Annotated in this window: 21 protein-coding genes; 4 read left to right on the top strand and 17 right to left on the bottom strand. The window is 66.7% G+C overall.

Translation table 11 applies throughout. From position 1 onward, the window contains the following. From C6W88_RS08300 to norR, 6 genes are all read right to left on the bottom strand, one after another. Complete coding sequence (locus C6W88_RS08300; RefSeq protein WP_108132211.1) at positions 1–828, bottom strand: CbbQ/NirQ/NorQ/GpvN family protein; 828 nt, start codon at positions 826–828, stop codon at positions 1–3. A gap of 52 nt (positions 829–880) precedes the next feature. Next, entirely contained in the window at positions 881–2,221 is a 1,341-nt protein-coding gene (locus C6W88_RS08295) for a cbb3-type cytochrome c oxidase subunit I (protein WP_108132122.1), read from the bottom strand. 82 nt (positions 2,222–2,303) lie between these two features. After that, on the bottom strand, positions 2,304–2,756 hold the full coding sequence (locus C6W88_RS08290) for a c-type cytochrome (protein ID WP_045993522.1): 453 nt from the start codon (positions 2,754–2,756) through the stop codon (positions 2,304–2,306). 286 nt (positions 2,757–3,042) lie between these two features. Continuing rightward, positions 3,043–3,432, bottom strand: coding sequence for a SirB2 family protein (locus C6W88_RS08285; protein WP_108132121.1), 390 nt, complete (start codon positions 3,430–3,432; stop codon positions 3,043–3,045). A 6-nt stretch (positions 3,433–3,438) separates the two neighbouring features. After that, a complete protein-coding gene (locus C6W88_RS08280) occupies positions 3,439–4,623 on the bottom strand; it encodes an NnrS family protein (protein WP_108132120.1) in 1,185 nt (394 codons plus the stop codon). Between the two features lie 186 nt (positions 4,624–4,809). Next, complete coding sequence (gene norR / locus C6W88_RS08275; RefSeq protein ID WP_108132119.1) at positions 4,810–6,444, bottom strand: nitric oxide reductase transcriptional regulator NorR; 1,635 nt, start codon at positions 6,442–6,444, stop codon at positions 4,810–4,812. 490 nt (positions 6,445–6,934) lie between these two features. Between norR and hmpA the strand changes: the two genes are divergently transcribed. Then, on the top strand, positions 6,935–8,119 hold the full coding sequence (gene hmpA, locus C6W88_RS08270; protein ID WP_108132118.1) for an NO-inducible flavohemoprotein: 1,185 nt from the start codon (positions 6,935–6,937) through the stop codon (positions 8,117–8,119). Positions 8,120–8,223: 104 nt separating this feature from the next. Here hmpA and C6W88_RS08265 read toward each other — a convergent pair whose 3' ends face one another. From C6W88_RS08265 to C6W88_RS08215, 11 genes are all read right to left on the bottom strand, one after another. Further along, on the bottom strand, positions 8,224–9,738 hold the full coding sequence (locus C6W88_RS08265; protein WP_045993526.1) for a tripartite tricarboxylate transporter permease: 1,515 nt from the start codon (positions 9,736–9,738) through the stop codon (positions 8,224–8,226). Positions 9,739–9,741: 3 nt separating this feature from the next. Beyond that, positions 9,742–10,281: a tripartite tricarboxylate transporter TctB family protein gene (locus C6W88_RS08260; RefSeq protein ID WP_108132117.1), complete on the bottom strand. Its 540-nt coding sequence runs from the start codon at positions 10,279–10,281 to the stop codon at positions 9,742–9,744. Positions 10,282–10,327: 46 nt separating this feature from the next. Next, entirely contained in the window at positions 10,328–11,299 is a 972-nt protein-coding gene (locus tag C6W88_RS08255; protein ID WP_197037090.1) for a Bug family tripartite tricarboxylate transporter substrate binding protein, read from the bottom strand. A 494-nt stretch (positions 11,300–11,793) separates the two neighbouring features. Beyond that, a complete protein-coding gene (locus C6W88_RS08250) occupies positions 11,794–13,233 on the bottom strand; it encodes an amidase (RefSeq protein WP_108132116.1) in 1,440 nt (479 codons plus the stop codon). Next, on the bottom strand, positions 13,230–14,522 hold the full coding sequence (locus C6W88_RS08245; RefSeq protein WP_108132115.1) for a Zn-dependent hydrolase: 1,293 nt from the start codon (positions 14,520–14,522) through the stop codon (positions 13,230–13,232). Before C6W88_RS08245 ends, C6W88_RS08250 begins: the two co-directional genes overlap by 4 nt. 27 nt (positions 14,523–14,549) lie before the next feature. After that, positions 14,550–15,245: an ABC transporter ATP-binding protein gene (locus C6W88_RS08240; RefSeq protein ID WP_108132114.1), complete on the bottom strand. Its 696-nt coding sequence runs from the start codon at positions 15,243–15,245 to the stop codon at positions 14,550–14,552. Beyond that, positions 15,245–15,997 (bottom strand): ABC transporter ATP-binding protein, encoded by a 753-nt coding sequence (locus C6W88_RS08235; RefSeq protein ID WP_108132113.1) that lies wholly within the window; start codon positions 15,995–15,997, stop codon positions 15,245–15,247. Before C6W88_RS08235 ends, C6W88_RS08240 begins: the two co-directional genes overlap by 1 nt. Further along, positions 15,990–17,024 (bottom strand): branched-chain amino acid ABC transporter permease, encoded by a 1,035-nt coding sequence (locus C6W88_RS08230; RefSeq protein WP_231498583.1) that lies wholly within the window; start codon positions 17,022–17,024, stop codon positions 15,990–15,992. The genes C6W88_RS08235 and C6W88_RS08230 overlap by 8 nt, the downstream gene beginning before the upstream one ends. A gap of 1 nt (position 17,025) precedes the next feature. After that, positions 17,026–17,886: a branched-chain amino acid ABC transporter permease gene (locus C6W88_RS08225; RefSeq protein WP_108132112.1), complete on the bottom strand. Its 861-nt coding sequence runs from the start codon at positions 17,884–17,886 to the stop codon at positions 17,026–17,028. Between the two features lie 59 nt (positions 17,887–17,945). Then, positions 17,946–19,139, bottom strand: a complete 1,194-nt coding sequence (locus tag C6W88_RS08220; protein WP_108132111.1) for an ABC transporter substrate-binding protein — start codon at positions 19,137–19,139, stop codon at positions 17,946–17,948. Between the two features lie 108 nt (positions 19,140–19,247). After that, a complete protein-coding gene (locus tag C6W88_RS08215; RefSeq protein WP_231498582.1) occupies positions 19,248–20,027 on the bottom strand; it encodes a FadR/GntR family transcriptional regulator in 780 nt (259 codons plus the stop codon). A 278-nt stretch (positions 20,028–20,305) separates the two neighbouring features. Between C6W88_RS08215 and C6W88_RS08210 the strand changes: the two genes are divergently transcribed. The 3 genes from C6W88_RS08210 to ubiU all read left to right on the top strand — a co-directional run bounded on the left by C6W88_RS08210 (position 20,306) and on the right by ubiU (position 24,647). Then, positions 20,306–21,586 (top strand): omega-aminotransferase AptA, encoded by a 1,281-nt coding sequence (locus C6W88_RS08210; RefSeq protein WP_231498591.1) that lies wholly within the window; start codon positions 20,306–20,308, stop codon positions 21,584–21,586. 198 nt (positions 21,587–21,784) lie between these two features. Next, entirely contained in the window at positions 21,785–23,281 is a 1,497-nt protein-coding gene (locus C6W88_RS08205; RefSeq protein WP_108132109.1) for a CoA-acylating methylmalonate-semialdehyde dehydrogenase, read from the top strand. A gap of 370 nt (positions 23,282–23,651) precedes the next feature. Continuing rightward, positions 23,652–24,647, top strand: coding sequence for a ubiquinone anaerobic biosynthesis protein UbiU (gene ubiU, locus C6W88_RS08200; RefSeq protein WP_108132108.1), 996 nt, complete (start codon positions 23,652–23,654; stop codon positions 24,645–24,647). The last annotated feature ends 6 nt before the right edge of the window (positions 24,648–24,653 follow it).

Raw genomic sequence — 24,653 nt, 5'->3', positions numbered from 1 at the left:
CTATCCGAAGGTGGCGGTGACGACGTCCTCGATGCCCTTGAGCACGTCGGGATCGTCACTGAGAGGCTCGAGCAGGGCCGCCCGGGCGGCGTCGAGCACCGGCATGCCGGCCTGGATCAGGCTGGCGCAGTAGATCAGCAGGCGAGTGGACACCCCCTCTTCCAGGTCCTGGCCCTTCATCGCCCTCAGGCGTGCCGCCAGGTTGACCAGGGCCTCGCAGCGCCCGCGTGAAAGGCCGCTTTCATGGGCGACGATGTCGACCTCTGTGTCGGCATCGGGGAAGTCCAGCGAGATCGCCACGAAGCGCTGGCGGGTGCTCGGCTTCAAGGTCTTGAGAATGTGCTGATAGCCGGGGTTGTAGGACACCACCAGCATGAAGTCGTCCGGCGCTTCGAGTCGCTCGCCGGTACGTTCCAGCGGCAGCAGACGACGATCGTCGGTCAGCGGGTGCAGTACCACGGTCACATCCTTGCGCGCCTCCACCACCTCGTCGAGGTAGCAGATGCCGCCTTCGCGCACGGCCCGGGTCAGGGGGCCGTCGGACCAGGCGGTGTCACCGCCCTTCAACAGATAGCGTCCGGTCAGATCGGAGGCGGTCAGGTCGTCGTGGCAGGCCACGGTGTGCAACGGCAGCCCGAGACGTGCCGCCATATGGCGCACGAAACGGGTCTTGCCGCAGCCCGTCGGCCCCTTCAGCAGCAGCGGCAGGCGCTGGCGGTAGGCGTGCTCGAACAGCGCGACCTCCTGGCCGGTCGGCTGGTAGAAGGGGATGTCGTCACGCACAGGGTCCTGGTGCAAGGCGCACCGAGACAGGGTTGATTGGGTCATGAACAGGGTCCTCGAGACCATCGAGGCCGCCTGACGGCGGCCTCGATCGGGTTCAGCTGGCGGACATCGCCGGCTGGCCAGAGGCCGACCGACGGGCCGGACCGAACAGCGCGTAGAGCAGCAGCACCGCGCCCACCGTCACCGCGATGCCAGTGCCCAGGCGCATGGTGTAGAACAGGCCGAGCTGATCCTGCACCTCCATGTAGTTCATCCCCAGCACCCGCTGCAGATGGGTCTGCACCGCACCGGCAAAGGTCAGGGTGAAGGTCATGAAGCACATGGCCGAGGTCAGGATCCAGAAGCCCCACATGTTGAGCACCTGGTTGAACGGCTGGCTCCGACGCAGCTGCGGCATGGCGTAGGTGATCACGCCGAGGATCAGCATCACGTAGGCACCGTAGAACGCCAGGTGGCCATGGGCGGCGGTGACCTGGGTGCCGTGGGAGTAGTAGTTGATGAACGACAGGGTGTGCATGAAGCCCCACACGCCGGCGCCGAAGAAGGCGACCGTCGGGCAGCCCATGGTCCACAGCATCGCGGCCTTGTTGGGATGGTTACGCGACCCCTTCCAGAACATCACGAAGGCGAACACCACCATGGCGAAGAACGGAATCACCTCAAGGGTAGAGAAGATGCTGCCGATGGCCTGCCAGTAACCCGGCGTACCGATCCAGTAGTAGTGGTGGCCGGTGCCCAGCAGCCCGGAGAACAGCGACAGGCCGACGATGACGTAGAGCCACTTCTCGATCACTTCGCGGTCGACGCCGGACATCTTGATCAGCAGATAGCCGAGCAGCGACGCCATGATCAGCTCCCACACGCCTTCCACCCAGAGGTGAACGACCCACCACCAGTAGACCTTGTCCACCGCCAGGTTGCCGGGATTGTAGAAGGCAAACAGCCAGAACACCGCCGCCAGCCACAGGCCCAGCATCAGCACCAGGTTGATGGTGGTCTTGCGGCCCTTGAGCAGGGTCATGCTGGTGTTGTAGAGGAAGATCAGGAAGGACACCGTGATCAGCACCTTGACGAAGAAGGGCTGCTCGAGGAATTCACGTCCCTCGTGGATGCCAAGCTGATAGCACACCAGGGCGGCGACCCCGGCCACCACAAAGATGCCCAGCTGCAGATAGGCCAGCATCGGGCTATGAATCTCCCGTTCGGCCTCTTCCGGCATCAGGTAGTAGGTGCAGCCCATGAAGCCGATCAATAGCCACACGATCAGCAGATTGGTATGGCTGACGCGGATAATGTTGAACGGCATCAACTGGGCCAGGAAGTCTGGAAAGACGTAGACCAGCGCCGCCATGATGCCAAACACCAGCTGAAGGGCAAAAAGCCCCATCGCCACCAGGAAGAAGGCGTAGGCCACCTTCTGTGTTTCATATTTCATTTTTCATGTTCCTCCACGGTTTCCCCTCACGCGACGCGTACGCCATTGCGATCTTGTCGATATGTCACGCGAACCCACCGACCTATCCCGATACGTGGGGCGGCCAGTTCTGATCATCGATAGCGTCGGTCCACTCGAGGAAATCGATCAGCGAGGTCATTTCCTCGTCGCTCAGATCGAACTGCGGCATCTTGCGCCGCCCTGGTACGGCCAGCGGCTGAGCGCGCATCCAGGCCGCCAGTCCCGCCCTTGCCGCCTCGGGATTTTCGCGCCCGTGATAGCGGGTCCAGACATTGGACAGTTCAGGCGCAAAATAGGCCCCCTCGCCCATGATGCTGTGACAGTTGATACACATGTTCTTTTCCCACACATGCTTGCCTTCGCGTACCGAATCGGTCAGCGGAAGTGCGCTGGTGGACTCCGTCACGATGTACCAGTGACTGTGAGCAGTCAGCGCTACAAAGATCAGGAAAAAGAACAGTGAGCCCCCGTAGAAGATGTTGCGTGCTGCGGATTTTGTCAGACCCTCGGCCATGACCACGTCTCCTCATTGTTTGGCCCATGGTGCCGGAGAGTCAGACCTCCCTGGCCCCGTTGACCATTGTATTGAGGAGCGCTCTTCTATACCTGAGTTAAACACTCGGAATATGACATGCATCACCAAAATTCTTGATTGATTCGCCCCATCAACCACTTAAACAGTCGCCTGAACTATCGGCGATAAACGATGAAATTGATGAGACAAGATGACGACAATGTCGCCGCTATCAGGAGAAAAAATCAACGCCATTGAGGTAAATCAATGCATTGCAATAAAGAGGCTATCCCAGCCAGGACAGGACGCTGTGTCGGTGCGCGGCGCCAAGCATATAGACGAAGATCAGCAGCGCCAGGCAGGCCGACAGCGCCCGCGTTCGAACGCTGGCTGCTCGCCGTATCGCCAGTGTGCCGAAGCCGATGTAGGCCAGCAGGGCGGTCAGCTTGGCGGCAAGCCATGGCGTCTGGTGAGGCCACTGGGCGGTGAGCACCATCAGCGACAGCCCCGCCGCCAGCAGCAGGGTGTCGAGCAGATGGGGAAGGACACGCACCCAGGAGCGTTCGAGCCAGGGCGACTCGGTCACCGACCACAGGGCGCGCAGGGCGAAGAGGGCACCGCTGACCAGCGCCAGCGACACATGCAGGGACTTGAGGGTGAGGTAGAGCGGTAACATCTGAGCCTAGCCGTCCTGACCGTCGACACGCGAACTGCCGAGAATCGGCACGTAGTGGGCCAGAAAGATGGCGTAGCCGAGACACCACAGGAGGATGCTCAGGCTGTAGACCCAGTGGGTGACCGAGGGCCACAGCGCCAGCACCAGCGAGCGCGAAAGTCCCGCCGCCACCAGCAGGCCCAGAGCCACGCCGATGCCCGGCAGACAGCGCATGGGGCGGCCGGTATGGCCCAGCGACACCCGCGACATCATCGACAGCATCATGGTGCCCATGGCACCCACGGTGATGGCGTGGACACCCAGCTCTGCCCGGCCGACGCCCCACAGCCCCAGGGCCCACAGCAAAAGCCCCAGCGGCACGAAGGCGTAGCTCAGGTGAAGGCTCCACAGCAGGGGTTCACGTCCGGTGGCACGGCCTTGCCAGCGTATCAGGCGCAGCGGGTGGGCCAGCGCCGCCGCCAGCAGCGCCAGCGCCAGTACGCTGTCGGGCAGATCGGCCCCCAGGGTGCGTGTAAGCTGCAGCACCACCGCCAGCGCCAGGCTGCCGAGCGCCAGCCCCTCGAGCCAGGGCAGCGCCGGGCGGCGCTTCAGGCCCAGCCGGTTGGCGGTGAACATCGGGATCACCCGACCGCCCAGCACCCCCATGATCAGCGTCACCAGCAGCACCGCCAGGTAGGACGACTGGCGCACCAGCTCAGGGTCACCCTGGAGCACGCCCAGGTGGCTGCCCAGGTTGGCACCGGCGAGGATCGCCAGCACCGGCACGAAGATCAGGTTGCGCCAGCGCTTCGCCCGGATCACCATCACCGCCATCACGGCGCAGACGATCAGCAGAAAGCCGACGTCCAGCGCCATCACCAGCGCCTGTGGCAAGACGGGAAAGGCCAGCCCCAGCCTGGCCGCCAGCCACAGTGCGACGAGCCCCAGCAGCGGGGCGCCATGGAGCCCCCTGAGGCCGGTCCAGGTCTGCACCGCGGTCAGCAAGAACCCCGAAACCACCGCCCCCACCACACCGAACAGCATCTCGTGCTGGTGCCACCACAGCATGCCCGCCCGGGGCGACAGCACGAAGATGCCGTGCCAGAAAGCGAGCCACACCAGCAGGGCCACCACGCTGAAGGCCGCCGCCAGCAGGAAGAAGGGACGAAAGGCGAGGCGCACAAGAGGCAGACGAGCGGCGACGGATGACATGGCGAGTACCTGAGTAATTCACTTGGTCTTGTGAAGTCTGGCCCGCTTTGGACAACATCACCATGATGCACATCAAAGGCACTGCCGATGCCGCAAACCTGACTCACGCTGGCAAGCCCTGCATCCCCCAACCCAGCCCCAACCCCGCGACAGCCTCGCACGCCCTTGGCGATGACCAGGCCAGAATCAGGCCTTTAGCCCCAGCCGCCGCGCCAGGCGATGCAGATTGCCGGGGTCCAGCCCCAGCCGGCGAGCCGCCCCTGCCCAGTTACCTGCAGTGTCCAGGGCCTGCCGGATGCGCTCGCGCTGAAAGGCCTCGGTGGCCTCCCGCAGCGAGGGCTCTGGCGGCATGGTATCGCGCTGCTTGCCGTCTCGCAGCGAGGGCTCTCGACCCGGCGCCTCGCCCGCTGGCCGATCGGCCGGCGACACGGCGCTTCGAGACGTGTCGCCTTGCGCCGCGGGCGCGTCGGTGGCCCGGGCTGTCGCCGGCGCCAGCCCCAGGTGTTCGACCTCGATACGTACGCTACGACGGCGAGCATCGGGTGTCCCCAGCACGTCCACCGAGGCCAATGCCAGCAGCGAGGCTCGTGCCAGCAGCGACTCCAGCTCGCGCACATTGCCTGGCCAGTGCCAGCCCGCCAGCGACACCCGCGCGGCCTCGCTCAGGCGCAGGTTGCCGACGCCGAGACGCACCCGGTTCTGCTCCAGGAAGTGTCCAACCAACAGCGCCAGGTCCTCGGGACGCTGGCGCAGCGGTGGAACCTCCAGCGGAAAGGCGCTGAGCCGATGATAGAGATCCTCGCGAAAGCGCCCCTGGGCGACCTCCAGGGCAAGATCCCGGTTGGTCACCGCGACCACCCGAACGTCGACATGCTGGAGCCGATCGCTGCCCAGCGGCTGGACCTCGCCTTCCTGCAGTACCCGCAGCAGCTTTGGCTGCAGCTCCAGCGGCAACTCCCCTACCTCGTCCAGCACCAGGGTGCCGCCGTCGGCCATCTGGAAGTGCCCGCGATGGTCGCTGGTTGCCCCGGAGAACGCGCCGCGCCGATGGCCGAACAGGGCGCTCTCGATCAACGAGGCCGGCAGCGCGGCGCAGTTCACCACCACCAGGGGCCCATCGGCACGTCGCGAGCCGTGATGGAGGGCATGGGCGATGCGCTCCTTGCCGACGCCGGTCTCGCCCAGCACCAGCACGCTCATGTCGGTGGCGGCGACCAGTTCCACCGAGGCCATCAGCTTGCGCATGGCGCCACTGCGCCAGCCGGTCAGCCGACGTGGCAACTGGCCGTGGTCATCGCGCTGCAGGGCGAGCTGCAGGCGGGCGCCGTCCAGGCGCCGGGACAGCCGCAGGCAGGTGCCCAGCAACTCGGCCGCCGCCAGCAGGCCCTGGTCATCCAGCTCGGCCAGCGCCCCCGGGGTCAGGGCGTCCAGGGTGACCATGCCGATCAGCTCATCACCGTCGCGCAACGCCACCCCCAGGCAGTCATGGACAGGGCTAAGACCGTCATCCAGCAGCCCGTCGTAGGGATCAGGAAGGGGCGAGTCCGCGGCAAAGCGGCAGACCCCCGGCGCCTCGGCGATGGCGGCGAGGCGAGGATGCTCGCTCAAGGCGAAGGTCCTGCCGGCCACGCCCTCGGGCAGGCCGATGGTGGCCACCGGCCTGAGACCGGAGCCCTGCGCCACCAGCAGCGCGCTGGCATCCGCCGCGGTGGGGGCCACCAGTGATTCGAGCACGCCCTGCCAGGCCTCGGCGAGCTCGGGGCCCTGCTCATCGCCCAGTCGCTGCAGCAGGGCACGCAGGCGTCGTAGAAAGCTGACCACCTTTGAATGTCCTTTTGACTATCAATAGTGTCAAAACGATAGCACTTGTAGTGTCAGATCGACATGCAACCACGATCTCGTTCACAAGAGGTACCGCTGCCCTGGGCGAATACCGGGACAGAATCGGATCGGAAACGTGGCCGGGAACCGGGCCAGAAAAAAGGAGCCGGGTAGCGTGACCAGCGCTCTCGACAAGCGCCCTGTGGATCCACACTGCCCGCTCATTACCCGCTCTGGATCACCCACACTGTGGCAAGTTGGCGCACCTCAAGCGAAGCGGCATATCGCTTGCTCCATACAGGGTACAGAAAGGCGACGAGCGATACGCCCCGACCCCGTGGAAGCACCGCAGGTGTCGAGGCATATCAACCGATGCTCTGTTCACAAGCTGTAGAGAAAAAGTAGGCCCAAACGAGCCAGGCCTCCGACGCGGTGAAGGTTTTTTGCCACAGTGGGAGCGCGCTGCGCCATATCCCTGACAGGAGACGCCATGACCACCGCTGCCCAAGACGCCATCATCGATGCCACCGCCCCTCTGGTCGCCGAACACCTCGACGCCATCACCGCCCGTTTCTATCCGCTGATGTTCGAGCGCTACCCGGAGGTCAAGGCGGTGTTCAACCAGGCCCACCAGGCCGACGGTGGCCAGCCGAAGGCGCTGGCGCGAGGGGTGCTGGCCTATGTCGGCCTGCGCCGCCAGCCCCAGGAGGTCATCGACTCGATGCAGACGGTGATCAGCAAGCACGTCTCGCTGGGCATCCAGCCCGAGCAGTACCCCATCGTCGGAGAATGCCTGATGGCCGCCATCGGCGAAGTGCTGGGCGAGGTGGTGACGCCGGAGATCGCCGACGCCTGGGCGGCCCTGTACAACGACCTGGCCGCGCTGCTGATCGCCGCCGAAGCCGAGCGCTACCAGGCCTTCGCCGATCGCCCCGGCGGCTGGCGTGGACTGCGCGAGTTTCGTGTCGCCCAGATCCAGCGCGAGTGCGAGGTGATTCGCTCCTTCACCCTGGAGCCGGTCGACGGCCAGCCCGTGGCCGACGCCGAGCCCGGCCAGTACATTGGCCTGCGTCTGGCGGTGGACGAGGCAATCGTGCATCGCCACTACAGCCTGTCCGGCAGCCCCAACGGTCGTAGCTATCGTATCTCGGTGAAACAGGAGCCGGGCGGCCTGGTCAGCAACTTCCTGCACCAGCAGATGCGCGTCGGCGACACCCTGGAACTGCTGCCCCCCGCCGGTGAGCTGACCCTGGACGATGGCGACGCGCCGGTGATGCTGATCAGCGGCGGCGTCGGCCAGACCCCGATGCTGCCGCTGGCACGCCAGGCCCTGGCCCAGGGACGCCGGGTCTGCTACATCCACGCGGCCCGGAACATCGACCACCACGCCTTCCGTGGTGAGGTCGACGCCCTTGCCCAGGAGTATCCGCAGCTGCTGACCCGGGTCTGCGCCTACGAGGAAGGCGACGGCGGCGACATCAAGGGCCGCCTCGAGCGTGAGCTGCTGGCCCGCCTGCTGCCCGGCGGCGACGCCCAGTGCTACTTCGTCGGCCCGCCGCCCTTCATGAGCGCCATCGACAGTCATCTGGCAGAACTGGGTATCCCCGAGCAGCGCCGTCACTACGAGCACTTCGGTCCCTCGCGTCCGCTTGAACCTACCAAGAGCGCCGCCTGACAAGCACGTCTGACCGTCGCGTTCCACTCAGCCCACCACGACAAGGCCGCGCCCGAGGGCGCGGCCTTGTCGTGTCTCCCAGCCATCACTCACCAACCTGAGTTTCAGGCGTGCTGTCGCGCCTCGGGCTTTCTCACCACCATGAAGTAGTAGAACACCCCGGTCAGCGCCAGGAAGAACAGGCTGTCGGGACTGGTGAGGAAGATCAGCGGGTTGCCGTCGGACAGCGACAGCGAGCGTCGGCAGTATTCCTCCAGGCTCGGGCCGAGCACGAAGCCGAGCAGCAGGCAGGCCACCGGATAGCCCTGACGCCTCAGCAGGAAGGCGAGCACCCCGAACACCAGCGCCAGTCCCATCTGGAAGATCGAGTAGGTAGCCACGTAGCAGCCGACCAGCGCGATCACCGCGATGCTGGCGTAGAGCACATCGCGGCGGATCGAGACGATCCGCACGAACCAGGGCCCCAGCACGTAGAGCGTCAGCGGCACCATCACCAGGGCCGCCACCAGCAGCGCCATGAACATCGGTGCCACCAGCGCAAGCTGACTGTCGAGGAACTGCGGCCCGGGCTGCAGACCGTTGATCACCAGCACGCCCAGCACGATGGCGGTGGTGGGATCGCCGGGAATGCCGAACGACAGCATCGGCACGAAGGCGCCGCTGCACATGGCGTTGTTGGCGCCCTCCGCCGCCGCGATGCCTTCCACCGAACCCTTGCCGTACTTCTCCGGGTGGCGTGAGCTGCGCATGGACTCGGCGTAGGCGACAAAGGCCGCCATGGAGCCTCCGGCGCCCGGCAGCACGCCGACGCTGTAGCCGATGATGGCGGTCTTGACGTAGCGATAGACGCCGATTTCACGCACCTCGTGCCAGGGTGGAATAAAGTCCCGGCGGCGAATGACGCTGGCCTTGATGGCGTCGACCTCGACGGTGCGCGAGGCGCGGTTCTGCGACTGCACCAGCAGCTCACTGACGGCGAAGGCGCCGATGACCAGCGGCATGATGTCGATGCCCTGCATCAGCACGCCGGTGCCGAAGGTGAAGCGGGTGACCGGCTGCATCACATCGATACCGACGGTGGCCACCATCACCCCCAGGGTGGTGGCGACCAGGCCCTTGGAGATGGCCCCACGCTGGGAGATGACGATCACGATCAGGGCGAAGGCGATCAGCGAGAACTTGCCCGGCGTGCGAATCAGCAGCGCCGCCTCGGTGGCCAGCGGCGCCATCACCATCAGCATGATGGCGCCCAGGGCACCGCCGATCATCGACGCCAGGGCGGCGTGGCCCAGCGCCTTGGCGCCCTCGCCCCGCTGCTGCATGGGGTAGCCCTCGATGGCGGTCATCATCGAGGCCGGGGCACCGGGAATATTGATGGTGGTAGCGGTGATGCTGCCACTGCACATGCCGGCCATGAAGATGGCGGCGCAGGCGACCAGCGCCGCGGTGATGTCGAGGCTGTAGGTCAACGGCAGCAGCAGGGCGATGGCCAGCATCGAGGTGAGCCCCGGCACGGCGCCAAAGAAGGTGCCGATCAGGTAGCCGCCGATCAGGTAGGGCAGGATGTCGGGCTGCATCAGCACGGCAAGGCCCTTGGAGAGTTCGATCAGATAGTCCATGGGTCAGATCCAAGGCGTCGGCAGGCGAACCTGGAACACCAGCTCGAAGAGCCCATATCCCAGCAGGGTGATCACGCCGGCCACCAGCGCCTTGAACGCCAGCGCCTGCGGCGAGGGCCGCCCGATGGCGAAGGCCAGCGTCATGCTGAAGGCGTAGAGGAAGGTGGCGATGAAGTAGCCAAGGTGGGCAAACAGGGCGATATAGACGGCGGTGAGCAGGGTGACCGCCACCGGCCCTCGCCACGCCGCCACCTTTGCATCGCCACGGTTGTCGCCGCCCTCGTCGCTTTCCCCGGCGCCGGCCTCACCACCAGCCTCGCCACCGGCCGCCTCGCGTCGATCGGCGAGGATCACGCCACCCAGCGCCAGCAGCATGACCACGGCGAGCGCCACCGGGAAGAAGGAGGCGGTCAGGGCCCCGTTCTTGATGGGCGGCGCGATCTTGAACGCCTCGAGCAGATAGATCAGGGTCAGGGCCAACAGGCAGACGACGACACCTGTCGGCCCCGTCAGCCAGGTCCCCAGGCGGGAGAGCGATTTCATCGGGAGTCCTCCGGAAAAGAGCCGCCACCGCGGTGGCGGCGCGGGCTTACTGGCCGATCAGGCCGGCTTCCTTCAGCTCATCCATGCGCGCGAACAGCTCACCCTGGGTCTGTTCGGCCCAGTCCTCGACCTCATCGGTGCCCAGCCAGTTGGGGGTGACACCGACGTCGACCAGCCAGTTCTGGAATTCCTCGCTGTCGTAGGCCTGCTGATAGGCCGCCTCGAGGGCCGTCACGGCGTCGTCCGGCGTATTGGCAGGCGCCGCCAGGATCACGAAACTGCCCATCTGGATGTCGTAGCCCAGCTCGGTTGCCGGGGGCACGTCGGGGAAGCTCTCGCTCTGGACGTCGGTGAACTCCACCAGGCCACGGGCGTCACCCGCCGAGATCAGCGATTCGAAGTCACCGAGGCTGGTCAGCGCCAGGTCCACCTCTCCATTGAGCAGAGCCTCCTTCTGGGGCGCCGCACCACCGGGATAGGAGACGATCTTGAACTCCACCTCGGCCTGGTCCTGCAGCTGCAGCAACGTCAGGTGGGTCCGCGAGCCCATGTTCTGGATACCGGCGCGGATCTCCCCCGGCGCGGCCTTGGCCGCCTCGATCAATGCCTCGAGGCTATCGAAGCGCGAATCCTCCGGCACCACGACGGCGTCCGGCTCGCTGGTGATCCGCGCGATCAGATCCAGCTTGTCGATATCGTAGCCGGCCAGCATCCCCTGCCACGGGATGGTGACGACGCTATCGTAGGTCAGCGCGATCAGGGTGTAGCCATCGGGGCGCGCACCCAGCGCCTGCACCAGGCCGTTGGCGCTCATGCCGCCTTCGATGTTCTCGACGTAGACGGTGCCCCCCAGCGGCTCCTCGGCCAGGTTGGAGATCTTGCGCACGATACCGTCGGTACCGCCGCCGGCGCCCCAGGGCACGATCATGCGAACGTCGCGCTCCGGATAGTCCGCCGCGACCGAGGCACTGACGACCAGCGCCAGGCCACCCAGGGTCATGCTCATCGACTTGCGCATCTCTTCCACTCCTTGCCACCGTCAGGGCAGTGCTTGTTGTTGGCTTGCGGGGACGGCCGACGCAACGCGGTGTGGCCGTTCCTGTGGGGACTGCTGCTCTTGTGGTTGCTGCTCTTGTGACGACTACTTCGGCTTTTGCACTTAAGGTATTACATCATACAAAGTATTCGTGTACCCAAGATAGCCAGAGCATGACGACGGCGAAATGCGACTTTAGTGAGGGATATCCGTCTGTCGGCGCGGCATCGGGCGCCATAAGAAGGCGCGGCCCCCGGGCGCCACAAGAAGGCGCGGCCCCCGGGCGCCACAAGAAGGCGCAGCCCCGGGCGCCATAAGAAGACGCTTCATCAACTGGGCGCCACAAGACGGCGCGGCATGAATCGGGCACCATGAAAAACGACAGGGGGGCCGATCGGCCCCGCTGTCGTTTGCGGTCGACTCTCTATCACCCTCGCCGCATCGTCCGCTGTATCCGCCTTGAAGGACGGAGCGCTTTAACCGAGCCCCGGCGGGTTCAGCCGAGGCAGGCGCGCCTGCAGCAGCGCGGCCGCCTGCATGACCCTGTCATCGCGGAACTTCGGCCCCACCAGATGCAGCCCCACCGGCAGGCCCTGGTCGTCCAGCCCGCAGGGCAGCGACGCCGCCGGCTGCTGGGTCAAGTTGAACGGATAGGTGAAGGGAGTCCAGTCCATCCATTCCCGGTAGGGGCCGCCCGGCGGCACGTTATGACCGGCCGCGAAGGGCGAGATCGGCATCGTCGGGGTCACCAGCAGATCGAAGCGCCGATGAAAGTCGGCCATGCAAGCGGTCAGCTCGGCGCGTCGGCGGCGGGCGTCGAGGTACTCGGCCAGGGGAATATCGGCGCCGCGACGGGCGATCTCGAGAAAGCCGGGGTCCAGCAGCGCCTGCTGCTGTGGCGACAGCCTCGAAAGCGCCTGGGAGGCGCCGGAGAACCACAGCGTATTGAAGGTGTCGATGGGATCCTCGAAGCCCGGGTCGAGGCGCTCGACCCGAGCCCCCAGCGCCTCGAGTTCACTGGCGGCCTGCTCCACCCGGGCGCGGATATCCGGCGCCACCTGAACGTAGCCCAGATCCAGGCTCAGCGCGACGCGCCAGCCACGCAGGTCCTGCGGCGGCGGCGTGCGCCAGTCGATGGGACAGGGGCCGCCAAGGTAGCCGTCGCGAGCGTCCGGCTGCGCCAGCAGGCTCATCATCAGGGCGCTGTCCTCGACACTGCGGGTCATCGGTCCCAGATGCGACAGGGTGCTCATGGCGCTGGCCGGCCACTGGGGCACCCAGCCGAAGGTCGGCTTGATACCGAAGGTGCCGGTGAAGCTGCAGGGGATGCGGATGGAACCGCCGGCGTCGCTGCCCTGGTGCAGCATGCCGAGGTTGAGCGCCGCCGCCGCCCCGGCGCCCCCGGAGGAGCCCCCCGGGGTCAGCGCAGGATTCCAGGGATTGCGGGCGATGCCGTGGAGCGGATTGTCGGTCACCCCCTTCCAGCCAAACTCCGGCGACAGGGTCTTGCCGACGATGATCGCTCCGGCCTGCCGCAGAAAGCCGCTGACCGGGGCGTCCACCTCCATCGCGGCGTCCGGGTCGCTGGTGCGCGAGCCCATGCGGGTCGGCATGCCACGGGTCAGCGTCAAATCCTTGATGGTGACCGGGATGCCATCCAGCGGGCCGCATGGCGTGCCCTCGCGCCAGCGCCGGGTGGAGGCCTCGGCGGCACGCAGCGCCTCGTCGCCGGCGACATGGGCGAAGGCGTTGACCCTTGGGTTGTCCCGGGCGATCCGCGCAAGGCAGTCCTCGATCACCTGGCTCGGGGTCAATCGCCGCTGACGAAAGGCCTCGAGCGCCTGGCAGGCGCCCAGCTCGGCCAGGGCCGGCTCATCGCTGGCCTGACGCTCGGGGGGGAGCGTTGCCTGACTCATCGCTGCCCTCCCTCGGCCCGAGCGGCGACGCCGGCGCTGTCCAGCACCGCGTGGAGCAGCACGTTGCAGCCGGCGTGCAGGTCCTCCGGCGTGGCGTACTCGATCTCGTTGTGACTGATGCCGCCTTCACAGGGCACGAAGATCATGGCGGTGGGCGCCACCCGGCCAAGGAAGATGGCGTCGTGACCGGCACCACTGACGATGTCCATGTGCGACAGGCCATGGGCCTCGGCGCCGGCACGCACCGCCTTGACGCAGGTCTCGTCGAAGGCCTCCGGCGGGAAGTCCGCGGTGGGCGTGAGTTCCGCCCGCAGACCGTGGCGCTGGCTGACCTCGGCCACCACCTCGGCGAGCCGGGTGGCCATGTCCTCGAGGGCGTCCGATTCCAGATGGCGCAGGTCGACGGTCATCCGCACCTGGCCGGGAATCACATTGCGCGAGCCCGGGTGGGGCGTCAGTACGCCGACGGTGCCGCGCCCGTGGGGCGCCGCCTCGTTGGCCATACGGTTGACCGCCAGGGTGATCTCGGCGGCGCCGACCAGGGCGTCCTTGCGCAGGTGCATGGGAGTGGGGCCTGCGTGGGCCTCGACGCCGGTCAGGGTGACATCGAACCACTTCTGCCCCAGCGCGCCGATCACCACGCCCAGGGTGGTGGCGGTATCCTCGAGCAGCGGCCCCTGCTCGATATGGGCCTCGAAGTAGGCCTTCACCTCGTCGAGGTCCACACGGTCGCTGCCGCGATAGCCGATGGCGTCCAGCGCCTCGCCGACACTGACCCCTTGGTCGTCGCAACGGGCCAGCATCTCATCGAGGCCAAGCTCGCCGGTGAACACCCCGGAGCCCATCATGCAGGGCGGAAAACGGCAGCCTTCCTCGTTGGTCCAGGCCACCACCTCGACCGGAGCCCGGGTGGTGATGGCGTGCTGGTTGAGGGTGCGGATGACCTCGAGCCCGGCCAGCACGCCGAAGCAACCGTCGTACTTGCCGCCGGTGGGCTGAGTGTCGATATGACTGCCGGTCATCACCGCCGGCATGCCGGGCTCGCTGCCCGCCCGTCGGGCGAAGATGTTGCCGATGGCGTCGATGCGGATCTGGCAGCCCTCGGCCCGGCACCAGTCGATGAACAGGTCACGGGCCTGACGGTCGAGTTCGGTCAGCGCCTGGCGATTGACGCCCCCCTTGGGGGTCGCGCCCAGCTCGGCCAGGGTCATCAAGGATTGCCACAGGCGCTCGCCGTCGCTCTTGAGCACGGCGCCGGCAGCCTCGGATGGGGTCACGGAAACGGTCATGGGTATCGTCCTTGCAAAAGAGTGGTCTCAGGCGCTCAGGGCCAGGTAGCGATCACGCACGCCGGGATCGTCACGGAAGTCGTCGGCGCTGCCGGTGTAGACGATCTGGCCCTGCTCGAGGATGTAGTGGCGGTCGGCCACCGCCTCGCAGACCCGCAGGTTCTGCTCGACCAGCAGCACCGACAGGCCCTCCTCGCGGATCGCCTTCAAGATCTTGACGATCTCGTCGACGATGACCGGGGCCAGGCCCTCGGTGGGCTCGTCGAGCAGCAGGATCCGCGGATCGTTGAGCAGCGCCCGGGCGATCGCCAGCATCTGCTGCTCGCCCCCGGACAGGGCGTTGCCGCGGTTGCGGCGGCGCTCCTCGAGGCGCGGAAACCAGCGATAGATGTCGGCCATCTGCCAGCGACTGCCGGCGCGTACCGCGATCTGCAGGTTTTCCTCCACGCTGAGGATGCTGAAGATGCCGCGGTGCTCCGGCACCAGCGCCACGCCCTGGCGGGCGATGCGAAACGGCGGTTGGCCAAGCAGCGACTGGCCGTTGAGCTCGATGCTGCCGGCGGGGGTGTCGACCAGCCCCATGATGCTCTTCAGGGTGGTGGTCTTGCCGGCACCGTTGCGCCCCAGCAGGGTCACCAGCTCGCCCTCGCCCACCGTCAAAGAGACGCCTTCGAGCACATGGCTCTTGCCGTAGTAGCTGTGGATATCCTTGATCTCGAGCATCAGGCGGCCTCCCCCAGATAGGCGTCACGCACGCGGGCATCGCTGCGCACGGTCTCGGGGTCGCCCTCGACCAGTACCTGCCCGCGGTTCATCACGGTGATGGTGTCGCTGATCGACATCACGATGCTCATGTTGTGCTCGATCAGCAGGATGCTGTGGTCCTTGCCCAGCTCGCCGATCAGCGAGGTCATGCTGGGGATATCGTCGATGCCCATGCCCGAGGTGGGCTCGTCCAGCAGCAGCAGCTTGGGCCGCGGGCAGATCGCCATGCCCACCTCGAGGATGCGCTGCTGGCCGTGGGACAGCTCCCCTGCCGCCACCCCGGCGCGCTCGGCAAGACCGATGCGCTCGAGGATCTCGTCGGCCCGAGCCAGATGCTCGCGGCGCTTGTTCAGGCGTTGCCAGAAGTTGAGCGCACGCCAGCCGTCGATGCCCTGGGCGGCCAGGCGCAGGTTTTCGTGGACGCTGAGCTCCTGGAACAGGCTGGTGACCTGGAAAGAGCGCGACATGCCCAGGCCGACCCGGCCGTGGGGCGGCTCCCTGGTGATCTCGCGGCCATCGAGCAGGATGCGCCCGGCGGTGGGCCGACGCTCACCGGTGAGGCAATGGAACAGGCTGGTCTTGCCGGCGCCGTTGGGTCCGATCACGGTATGGATGCTGCCGCGGGCGATGCGCAGGCTGACTCCGTCCACCGCCCGAAAGGCACCGTAGGCCAGGGCCAGGTCGCGGGTTTCCAGCAGTACGTCAGTCATGGCTGGCCTCCTTGTGCGGTTCGGCGTGGTTGCCACGGCGTCGCTCCAGCAGGCTCGACAGCCCGCCCCACAGACCGCCGCGCATGAAGATCACCACCGCGATCAGCGCCACGCCCAGCAGCAGCATCCAGCGCGGCCAGATCGACGACAGCAGGTCGCCCAGCAGCACGATGGCGCCGGCGCCCAGCAGCGAACCGAACAGCGAGCCGGTCCCGCCGATGATGGTCATGATCAGGATCTGCTCGGACATCAACAGCTCGATATTGGACAGCGGCACAAAGTTCAGCAGCATGCCGTAGAGCGCCCCGGCCAGGGCGGTGATGCCGCCGGACAGCACGAACACCATGATCTTGAACAGACGGGTGTCGTAGCCCAGCGCCGAGGCGCGCTGCTCGTTTTCGCGGATCGCCAGCAGGGTGCTGCCGAACGGCGAGTCGGTGATGCGCCGGGCCACCACGTAGATCAGTGCGAACAGCGTGGCAACCAGGGCATAGAAGGCCAGCGGCGAGGCGAAGCTGATCAGGGTCGTCTCGCCCACCGCCAGCGGCGGGCGCGGCACGTCGAGCAGGCCATTGTCGCCGCCGGTCCAGTCGCTCAGGGTGTAGGCCAGGAAGTAGGCCATCTGGGTCAGCGCCAGGGTCAGCATCACGAAGTAGATGCCCTTGCGCCGGATGCACAGCATGCCCACGCCGAGTGCCAGCACACAGCCCGCCACCACGGCGATCAGCAGCGCGCCGATCAGTCCTGCGTCGAGGTGGATCATCGCCAGCGCGCTGATGTAGGCACCGGCGCCGAAGAAGATCGCCTGGCCGAAGGACAGAAGTCCGGTGAAGCCGAGCAGCAGATTGCAGGCCAGTGCGGCCATGGCAAAGATCAGGATCTCGGTGGCCAGGGTGGCGGAGGGCAGCACCAGCGGCAGCAGCACCATCACCGCCAGCATCGCCAGGGTGGTGCCGGCGCCGAGACGCCCCTTGAAGCGGCGCCGGCCTGGGTTGGCAGCGGCGGTATCGAGTGTCTTGGTCATCATCTCATGCTCTCCCGAACAGTCCGTGGGGACGCAGCAGGATCACCACCGCCATGGCGGCGTAGATCATCAGGCTGGCGCCCTGGGGCCACAGCGAGGTCATCAGGCTCTGCACTACGCCGACGATCAGCCCCGCCACCAGGGCGCCGGTGAAGGACCCCATGCCACCGATCACCACCACCACGAAGGCCAGGCCCAGCACCTCCGGCCCGATGAAGGGGTGCGCCCCGCGCAGCGGCGCCGACAGCACCCCGGCAAGCCCGGCCAGGCCCACCCCGAGGGCGAAGGTGATGGAGAACAGGCGAAAGATGTTGGAACCCAGCAGCGATACCATCTCGGTGGACTCGCTGCCGGCGCGCACCAGCGCGCCGAAGCGGGTGCGTTCGAGCAGCAGCCACAGCACCACCGCCACCAGGGCGCTGAAGCCGATCAGAAACAGCCGGTAGTAGGGGTAGGCGAAGTTGCCGATGCGTACCACGCCCTGCAGTGCCTCCGGGGTGGGGATGCTCTTGCCCACCGGGCCCCAGATCATGATTGACAGCTCCTGGATGATCAGCGCGATACCCAGGGTGACCAGAATCTGGAAGGTATGCGGCAGGTGGTAGATGCGCTGGATCAGGCTGCGCTCCAGCGCCCAGGCCAGCAGCGCCACCAGCAAGGGGCCTGCGATCAGCGCCAGCCAGAAGTTGCCGGTCAGGCTGACCAGGGTGTAGCAGAGGTAGGAGCCCACCAGAAAGAAGGCCCCGTGGGCGAAGTTGACGAAGTTCAACAGTCCGAAGATCAGCGTCAATCCCACCGAAATCAGGAAATAGATCATCCCGAGCCCCAGACCGTTGAGGATCTGGAACAGATAGACGTTAAGCATGGTCCCGACTCCTGTCGTGCCGGGGACGCCGTCCCCGGCAGATTGGCAAGCTGACAGCCTTACAGCTGGCAGGGCGAGTCCTCAGGGGTGACGAAGGAGCGCCCGGCGCTGATCACGTCGGCGTAGTCGTCGGGGTCTTCCATCTCGCCCTCGGCCTTGCCCTTGAGCAGGTAGTAGTCCTTGATCACCTGATGGTCGGAGGCGCGGATGGTCTCCTCACCGGTGGGGCCCTGGTAGGTGTAGCCTTCCAGCGCCTCGATCAGCGTCGGACCTTCGCTGGCCCCGCTGGCGTCGGCCACTTCAAGCATCACGCGGGTCATGGTGTAGTCGGCAGCCAGGGGATAGGTCGGAGTGATGTCGTAGGCCTCGCGCACCGAGGCCACCAGCTGCTGGTTGAAGGGGGTGTCGACCTCGTGCCAGTACTGGGCGCCGAAGTAGATGCCGTCGACGTTGGCTGCGCCGAGTTCCTCGAACTGGTCGAGGCCCGCCGACCACACCATCAGGATGTCCATCTGCTCGTTGAGGCCGAAGTTGCGCGCCTGGCGCAGGGCGTTGGAGGACTGGGAGCCGAAGTTCAACAGCACCAGCACGTCCGGCGCCGCCGACATGGCGTTGGTCAGGTAGCCGGAAAACTCCTGCTCCTGCAGCGAGTGATAGCTGTTGCCGACGTGCTCGACGCCGTACTCCTCGAACACCGCCTTGGCGTTGTCCAGCAGCGCCTCGCCGAACACGTACTCGGGGGTGATGGTGTAGAAGCGCTTGGCCTCGGGTAACGCCTCGATCAGCGGCACCAGGGTCTCGCGGATGGCCCCGTAGGTCGGCACCGACCAGCGGAAGGTGGAGGCGTTGCACTCGCTGCCGGTCAGCTCGTCGGCGCCGGCGGGGGTCATGAACACGCCCTCGACGCCGGCCACTTCCTTGCCCACCGCCAGCGCCGTGGATGACAGCGTGGCACCGTTGAACAGTCGCCCGCCGTCCTGGTTGATCGCTTCCTGCACCTTGCGGATGGCGCGGCCGGCGTTGCCCTCGGTGTCCAGGCTGACGTACTCGATATCGCGGCCGAGGGTTTCTCGGGCCTCTTCCACCGCCAGCCGGGAGCCCATCTCGGCGTATTTGCCGTAGCTGGCGAAGGCACCGGAGAGGGACTTCACCCCATAGAAGGTGAGCGGCTGTTGATCCTGGGCCAGCAGCGGCTGGGTCGCCAGGCCAAGGGCCAGGGCGGAAAGCATCAGGGAGGTCTTGCGCACAGTCATTGTTGTTCCTCTTTTTTCGACGTCATCGGAGTGGATGAGGGGTCGCTGGCGTGGGGTGGCAGTTGTTGTCATTGTTGGTTGGTTTGCCGCAGGTCGGGGGCCAGGAGGCTAGCCGCCCGCCTCGCCGAGGGCGTCAGGTGAGACCAGGAACTGCTTGGCCATCTCGCCCTCCAGTGCCGACATATGGTGCTCGGCGTCACACATGTGCTCGTACATCAGGCGGCGCACCGCCTCGCGGTCGCTGGCCTCGAAGGCCTCCAGCAGGGCGATGTGATAGCGGATGTTCGATTCGTCGAAGGCGTGGCGCTCCGGCTTGTAGGCCTTCTTGATGACGACCAGGTCGCGCAGCAGGTCGTTGAGGAAGGTGCTCATGAAGCGCAGCAGCGGATTGGGGCAGTACTCGGCCAGGATGTTGTGAAACTCGAGTTCCAGCATGCGGTGCTGGCGCTGGCTGAGTTCGTCCTCATGGGGGCGCTGGCACTGATCGATGTTGTCCCGCAGCCGGGTCAGCCCCGCCGCATCGAGCCGGTCCATGGCCGAGACCGCCACCTCGACCTCCACCATCCGCCGCAGCTGATAGACCTGGCTACCGTCCACGTGCTGGAAGTGCAGAAAATTGCGCAGCGCGCGGCAGGCCGGATCGACGGTCACCTCGCGGATGATGGCGCCGCCACCGGGGCCGGTCTTGAGCGCGACCAGGCCTTCCACCTCGAGCACCCGCAGCGCCTCGCGAATGGTGCCCTTGGCGCATTCATAGCGCTCCATCAGGGCCTTCTCGTTGGGCAGGCGGTCACCCGGCGACAGGTTCTCCATCACGATCTTCTGCTTGATGTCCTCGCAGATCAGGTCCGCGAGCTTCTGTCGGCGCTGGGGAAAGGAAGTCGGCACGGATCGCCTCGGTCATTTATTCGAATAAATATAAGGATTAGACCCGTTGCGTGAATTGGTCAAGAAAAGAAATCGCCGACACTAAACGTTTATCTTTACTCACGTGAACGACAACAAAGAGTGATTTTACAAACCTGAAGCCCTGTCCATGCTGAGTCCATGCCCGCCCTGCGGCCCCTGACAGGAGACTCGCCATGCTGACCTTCGACACCCTCGATACCCATCCCGACGCCCACGCCGAGCGACCTGCGGGGGCCGGGCTCAACCATCACTACTGGATGCCGTTCACCGCCCACCAGGACTTCCACCAGCACCCGCGGATGATCCAGGGCGCCGAGGGCCGCTACTTCATCGACGACCGCGGCCGCCGGGTGTTCGATTCGCTGTCGGGTCTGTGGACCAGCGGCGCCGGCCACAACCGTGAAGAGATCCGCGAGGCGGTGGCCCACCAGCTAGGCAGTCTCGACTTCGCGCCGAGCTTTCAGGTGTCCCATCCGCTGGCCTTCAAGCTGGCCGAGAAGGTCGCGAGCCTGACTCCGGCCGGGCTCGACCATGTGTTCTTCACCGATTCCGGCTCCGAGTCCGCCGATACCGCGCTGAAGATGGCCAAGGCCTACTGGCGGCTCAAGGGCCGCCCGGAAAAGACCCGCATGATCGGCCGCGCCAAGGGCTACCACGGGGTCAACATCGGCGGCACCAGCCTTGGCGGCATCGGCGGCAACCGCAAGCACTTCGGCCAGTTGCTGGACTCGAGCCACCTGCCCCACACCCTGCAGCCGAACCAGGCCTTCACCCGGGGCCAGGCGGAGACGGGGGCCGAGCTTGCCGATGCGCTGCTCGAGCAGATCGCGCTGCACGACGCCTCCAACATCGCTGCGGTGATTGTCGAGCCGATGTCCGGCTCCGCCGGGGTCATCGTGCCGCCCAAGGGCTACCTCGAGCGGCTGCGCGAGATCTGCTCGGCCCACGACATCCTGTTGATCTTCGATGAAGTGATCACCGCCTTCGGTCGCAGCGGCGCGCGCACCGGTGCCGAGGCCTTCGGCGTCACCCCGGATCTGATGACGGTGGCCAAGCAGATCACCAACGGCTGCGTGCCGATGGGTGCGGTGATCGCCTCTGGCGAGATCCATGACACCTTCATGCACGCCGGCGGCCCGGGGCACGCCATCGAATTCCCCCACGGCTACACCTACAGCGGACATCCGGTGGCCTGCGCCGCCGCCCTGGCCGCGCTGGACCTGCTCGAGCGCGAGGACTTCCCGGCCCAGGTCAGGGCCATCGCCCCGGCCTTCGAGGATCGCCTGCACGCCTTGAAGGGCCGCTCCCATGTGGTCGACATCCGCAACTTCGGCCTGGCCGGGGCGATCCAGCTGGCCCCGCGCGACGGCGATCCGGCCATCCGCCCGCGCGACGCCCACCTGGCGCTGTGGGAGGCCGGCTTCTATGTGCGCTTCGGCGGCGACACCCTGCAGTTCGGCCCTCCCTTCGCCACCACCGAGGCCGAGCTCGAGCGCCTGTTCGGCGCCGTCGCCGAGACCCTCGACCGGCTCGACTGAGGCCGCTCGACTAAGTCCGCTCGCCCGGGGCCGCTCGCCCGGGGCCGCTCGACTGAGGCCGCTTGCCGGTACCGAGCGCCCGGCTTATCCACCTGAAACCGACAGCCTGTGGACAACCTTTACACCCACTGTTCACAGCGTTATCCACAGCGCGGACGGGCCATGCCCGTCCGCCCTTTCGACACTTGAGGACCCTCGATGGACAACGTCAATCACTGGATCAACGGCCAGGATCTCGAGGCCGGCCGCCACCTGCCGGTCACCAACCCGGCCACCGGCGAGACCATTCGCCAGGTCGCCGACGGCGACGCCGACACCGTCAAGGCCGCCATCGACGCCGCCCAGGCGGCCTTCCCGGCCTGGCGCGACACCCCGCCGGCCAAGCGCGCCCAGGTGATGTACCGCTTCAAGGCGCTGCTGGAGCGTGACGCCGATCGCCTGGTGCAACTGATCAGCGAGGAGCACGGCAAGACCCTCGAGGACGCCATGGGCGAGCTCAAGCGCGGCATCGAGAACGTCGAGTACGCCTGCGGCGTGCCGGAGCTGCTCAAGGGCGAGTACTCCCACAACGTGGGGCCGTCCATCGACGCCTTCTCCAACTTTCAGCCGCTGGGCGTGGTGGCCGGCATCACCCCGTTCAACTTCCCGGCGATGGTGCCGCTGTGGATGTACCCGATGGCCATCGCCTGCGGCAACGCCTTCGTGCTCAAGCCCTCCGAGAAGGACCCGTCCGCCGCCCTGGCGGTCGCCCGCCTGCTCGAGGAAGCCGGCCTGCCCCAGGGCATCATGAACGTGGTTCAGGGCGGCCGCGAGACCGTCGAGGCGCTGCTCGACGCCCCCGAGGTCAAGGCCGTGTCCTTCGTCGGCTCGACCCCCATCGCCGAAACCATCTACCGGCGTGGCGCCGAGAGTGGCAAGCGGGTGCAGGCCCTCGGTGGCGCCAAGAACCACGCCGTGGTGCTGGCCGACGCCGATATCGACAACGCCGCCAACACCCTGATGGGGGCCGCCTACGGCAGCGCCGGCGAGCGCTGCATGGCGATCTCGGTGGCGGTGTGCGTCGGCGATGACACCGCCGACCGCCTGATCGAGGCCATGGGCCCCAAGATCGCCGCGCTGAAGATCGGCCCCGGCACCGACAAGGGCCTGGACATGGGCGCCCTGGTCACCGCCCAGCATCGCGACAAGGTGCTCGGCTATATCGAGAAGGGCGTGCAGGAAGGGGCCACCCTGGTGGCCGACGGCCGCGAGCTGGTGGTCCCGGGCCACGAGAACGGCTTCTTCGTCGGCGGCTGCCTGTTCGACCGGGTCACCCCGGAGATGACCATCTACCGCGAGGAGATCTTCGGCCCGGTGCTGTGCGTGGTGCGTGTCGACAGCCTCGACGAGGCCATCGCCCTGACCAACGCCCACGAGTACGGCAACGGCACCTGCCTGTTCACCCGTGACGGCGAGGCGGCGCGTCGCTTCACCGACGCCATCGAGGTCGGCATGGTGGGTATCAACGTGCCGCTGCCGGTGCCGGTGGCCAGCCACAGCTTCGGCGGCTGGAAGCGTTCGCTGTTCGGCGACCTGCACGCCTACGGCCCTGACGCTGTGCGCTTCTACACCCGTCGCAAGGCGGTGTCACAGCGCTGGCCCTCGCCCTTCGAGACCACCCAGGCGGAGTTCCACTTCCCCTCCGGCGGTCAGTAGGCTCCGGCAAGAAGACCACGGGCCCTGCGGGGCCCGTTTTCGTTTACCACAGCGAGCGAGCCGCTGATCCACCACTGACAGGCGACTTATACACCGCTGCCCACAGCCCCTGCACCGCCTGCCCACCGCTTTTCACAAGGTGCCACACAGGGTTATCCACAGAACGACTCACAAGCTCATCGCCACCTTTATCTGCACGCCTGACCCGCAAGTCGGATTCCCACCATCGCCAGGTTGTCCACACCCGGCCCCGGTGCAGCGCGTCATCCCTTCGCTCCATCCCTCACTTCATTGGCGGACACTGATACGCATCAAGCCGGCGGTGTCCGCGTGGGGCTAGCATGGCGCCTCTCTTCGCTCGGAGATCGACATGGAACTGGTCTGTCCCGCGGGTAGCCTGCCCGCTTTGAAGCGCGCCGTGGACGAGGGCGCCAACGCGGTCTACTTCGGCTTTCAGAACGCCACCAACGCCCGCCAGTTCGCCGGGCTGAACTTCACCGACAAGCGCGCCCGGGAAGGTATCGACTACGCCCACGCCCGGGGCTGCCGGGTGTTCTGCGCGATCAATACCTACCCGCAGCAGTCGAGCCTGGCCCAGTGGCGCGCGGCGGTGGACCAGGCGGCTTCGCTTCAGGTCGACGCCCTGATCCTGGCCGATCCGGGCCTTTTGGCCTACGCCGCCGAACGCCACCCGGACATCCCCCGCCACCTGTCGGTGCAAGGCTCCGCCACCAGCCACGAGGCGCTGGCCTTCTACCACCGCGAGTTCGGCATCCGCCGTGCGGTGCTGCCCAGGGTGCTGTCGATCCACCAGGTGCGCGACCTGGCCCGCCACAGCCCGGTGGAGCTCGAGGTGTTCGCCTTCGGCAGCCTGTGCATCATGGCCGAGGGCCGCTGCTATCTGTCGTCCTACCTGACCGGCGAGTCGCCCAACACCCACGGCGTGTGCTCGCCGGCGGCCCACGTGCGCTGGGAAGAGACCGCCAGCGGACGCGAATCGCGCCTGAACGGCGTCTTGATCGATCGCTACCGCGCCGACGAACAGGCCGGCTACCCGACCCTGTGCAAGGGACGCTTCAACGTCGAGGGCGACGTCGGCCACGCCATCGAGGCGCCGACCAGCCTCAGCACCCTGGACCTGCTGCCCCAGCTGGCGGCGCTGGGCATCAAGGCGATCAAGATCGAGGGTCGTCAGCGCAGTCCGGCCTATGTGGCCAGCGTCACCCGCGTGTGGCGCCAGGCACTGGACCATCTGGACCGGGCCGGCGACGACTATCGCCCCCAGGCCGACTGGAGCGCCGCCCTGGCGCCGCTGGCCGAAGGCTCCACCCATACTCTCGGCGCCTACGAGCGCGACTGGAAATGACAGGAG

The organism is Halomonas litopenaei (assembly GCF_003045775.1).
In the GTDB taxonomy this organism is placed as follows: domain Bacteria; phylum Pseudomonadota; class Gammaproteobacteria; order Pseudomonadales; family Halomonadaceae; genus Halomonas; species Halomonas litopenaei.
The sequence above is the reverse complement of the archived record's forward strand: the minus strand, read 5'-3'. Positions and strand labels throughout refer to the sequence as shown.

Coding starts and splice junctions, on each gene's coding strand:
- C6W88_RS08300 (WP_108132211.1), bottom strand. CDS start 828: ATGACCCAATCAACCCTGTCTCGGTGCGCCTTGCACCAGGACCCTGTG.
- C6W88_RS08295 (WP_108132122.1), bottom strand. CDS start 2,221: ATGAAATATGAAACACAGAAGGTGGCCTACGCCTTCTTCCTGGTGGCG.
- C6W88_RS08290 (WP_045993522.1), bottom strand. CDS start 2,756: ATGGCCGAGGGTCTGACAAAATCCGCAGCACGCAACATCTTCTACGGG.
- C6W88_RS08285 (WP_108132121.1), bottom strand. CDS start 3,432: ATGTTACCGCTCTACCTCACCCTCAAGTCCCTGCATGTGTCGCTGGCG.
- C6W88_RS08280 (WP_108132120.1), bottom strand. CDS start 4,623: ATGTCATCCGTCGCCGCTCGTCTGCCTCTTGTGCGCCTCGCCTTTCGT.
- hmpA (WP_108132118.1), top strand. CDS start 6,935: ATGACCACCGCTGCCCAAGACGCCATCATCGATGCCACCGCCCCTCTG.
- C6W88_RS08265 (WP_045993526.1), bottom strand. CDS start 9,738: ATGGACTATCTGATCGAACTCTCCAAGGGCCTTGCCGTGCTGATGCAG.
- C6W88_RS08260 (WP_108132117.1), bottom strand. CDS start 10,281: ATGAAATCGCTCTCCCGCCTGGGGACCTGGCTGACGGGGCCGACAGGT.
- C6W88_RS08255 (WP_197037090.1), bottom strand. CDS start 11,299: ATGCGCAAGTCGATGAGCATGACCCTGGGTGGCCTGGCGCTGGTCGTC.
- C6W88_RS08250 (WP_108132116.1), bottom strand. CDS start 13,233: ATGAGTCAGGCAACGCTCCCCCCCGAGCGTCAGGCCAGCGATGAGCCG.
- C6W88_RS08245 (WP_108132115.1), bottom strand. CDS start 14,522: ATGACCGTTTCCGTGACCCCATCCGAGGCTGCCGGCGCCGTGCTCAAG.
- C6W88_RS08240 (WP_108132114.1), bottom strand. CDS start 15,245: ATGCTCGAGATCAAGGATATCCACAGCTACTACGGCAAGAGCCATGTG.
- C6W88_RS08235 (WP_108132113.1), bottom strand. CDS start 15,997: ATGACTGACGTACTGCTGGAAACCCGCGACCTGGCCCTGGCCTACGGT.
- C6W88_RS08230 (WP_231498583.1), bottom strand. CDS start 17,024: ATGATGACCAAGACACTCGATACCGCCGCTGCCAACCCAGGCCGGCGC.
- C6W88_RS08225 (WP_108132112.1), bottom strand. CDS start 17,886: ATGCTTAACGTCTATCTGTTCCAGATCCTCAACGGTCTGGGGCTCGGG.
- C6W88_RS08220 (WP_108132111.1), bottom strand. CDS start 19,139: ATGACTGTGCGCAAGACCTCCCTGATGCTTTCCGCCCTGGCCCTTGGC.
- C6W88_RS08210 (WP_231498591.1), top strand. CDS start 20,306: ATGCCGTTCACCGCCCACCAGGACTTCCACCAGCACCCGCGGATGATC.
- C6W88_RS08205 (WP_108132109.1), top strand. CDS start 21,785: ATGGACAACGTCAATCACTGGATCAACGGCCAGGATCTCGAGGCCGGC.
- ubiU (WP_108132108.1), top strand. CDS start 23,652: ATGGAACTGGTCTGTCCCGCGGGTAGCCTGCCCGCTTTGAAGCGCGCC.